This window comes from uncultured Mucilaginibacter sp. (genome assembly GCF_903913935.1).
Classification (GTDB): Bacteria; Bacteroidota; Bacteroidia; order Sphingobacteriales; family Sphingobacteriaceae; genus Mucilaginibacter.
In genome coordinates this window covers 1-1,747 of sequence record NZ_CAIWNH010000298.1, presented here as the reverse complement: position 1 = coordinate 1,747, position 1,747 = coordinate 1, and the positions used below count along the sequence as shown (strand labels likewise).

Here is a 1,747-nt window from a genome sequence, read left to right as displayed (position 1 = left end):
TGTAAAAACCTCATCTGCGCTTTCCTTAGGTTGAAGTGGTAGTGAAACTCAAAATAAAAATTGAAATCGATTTCAATTTATTCTATATATTGATTTGAAATACAATAGATTACAAAGGTTTTACCAACTATTTTTGGCAATTATATCAAATAGACAAGACTTGAATTGACACGAATTTCACGAATGGGAACGAATTTCACGAATCAGATTTATGAAATTCGTTCCTGATCGTCTGTATTGGGGTTAATTATTTCTTTCTCATCCACCTGCTCAGTTAAGGCTGTTTCTTCCCGCGTGTTCAAATCTTTTACGTATTGAACTTTCAAATGATCATAAAGAGAGTGCTTATCTACCAAAACAGACACCAGGCTGGCTATCATCCCTGCCAAAATGAGGTGAAATATCACATTATGCCTGTCTGTCATTTCCAATACTAAAATTACAGAGGTAAAGGGCGACCGGGTAACTCCTGTTAAAAACCCCACCATCCCGGATAAAATCAGCATATTGGTATCAATATCCGATACTTTAAACCAACTAGCTACCAACGAGCCAACACTTGCGCCTGCAGCAAGCGCCGGTGCAAATATACCGCCCGCCGCACCGGTTGTAAATGAAAATAATGGTCCGCAAATTCTCAGCAATGGTGTGTACCAATGAACATACTTATTAGCAGTAAATAAAGTAGTTTCCATAATATCCTTGCCTGACCCTAACACCTCTTTATTGACATAAAAAGCAAGCAGCACCATCATCAATGAACATCCAGTAACAAATAAAACGTGATGGGCTTTGGTTTTAAACTTCGCCTTCCAGGCAAAAATAAAAAGAATCAGTTTAGACATACTGCTACCTAATAAACCGGCAATCAGCGCTACGAGTGCCACTCCAAAAAATATAGAGGCGGAAAGGCCATCTAATTTAGGGTAACCAAGATATAAATAAGGACCCAATAAAGCCTGCGCCGATAGACCGGCTATGATCACTGATGAAAATATCGCCGTTTTATAATAGCTGAAATGCGTTTTTGTCAATTCCTCAATGGCAAATACAATACCACCTAATGGTGTGTTAAATGCTGCGGCAAGGCCAGCGGCGGCTCCCGTAACCATCATATTGCGTTTGGCAATTTTAGGCCACCATTTCGGCAATACCTGGTAAACAATTTTATAAACCGAGGCTGCTATGTGAATGGTAGGCCCCTCCCTTCCTATTGCTCCGCCCCCTATCGCCATAATCAAGCTTGATAACACTTTAATTACGATGATACGGAAACTTAAAAGCTGATCAACCAAATGATTTGTACGGGGTGAGGTAACTTGTATGGCAGCCATAACCTGCGGGATACCACTTCCCCGGGCGAAGGGAGAAAAGCGCTGCACCAGCCACCAGGCCAGCAAAAAACAAAGCGGAGACAGGATAAACAACATCCACATATGGTGCTTCATTACCATTGCAGTTATATCTTCGGCACCTACAAAAAGTTTAGTGTATAGCACCGCAAAAAGACCTGTTATTACAGAAGCGATCCAGAATGGGATAGCCTGGAGGGCGTTCTTTTTTAAATTTTCGTTTCGGATCCTGTCAAATGACCGTTTTAATTGAAGCCTGATTTTCTGAATAATAATGTTCATGGAAAAAGTTAATGGTTCATAGTTGATGGTTCATAGGAGAAAAACGCTGTTTAATTGATAGATTTTACCATGAACTATCAACCATGAACCACGAACTCCTATATTTGCAGCAT

The 1,747-nt window shown here is 40.3% G+C and carries 1 protein-coding gene; it reads right to left on the bottom strand.

The annotated features are described in order from the left end of the window. Positions 1-209 precede the first annotated feature (209 nt). Positions 210-1,634, bottom strand: coding sequence for a chloride channel protein (locus QZY09_RS11815; protein WP_295672638.1), 1,425 nt, complete (start codon positions 1,632-1,634; stop codon positions 210-212). Between the last annotated feature and the right edge of the window lie 113 nt (positions 1,635-1,747).

What these genes read in the sequence shown, in the direction of transcription:
- QZY09_RS11815 (WP_295672638.1), bottom strand. Translation starts at nt 1,634, where the DNA reads ATGAACATTATTATTCAGAAAATCAGGCTTCAATTAAAACGGTCATTT.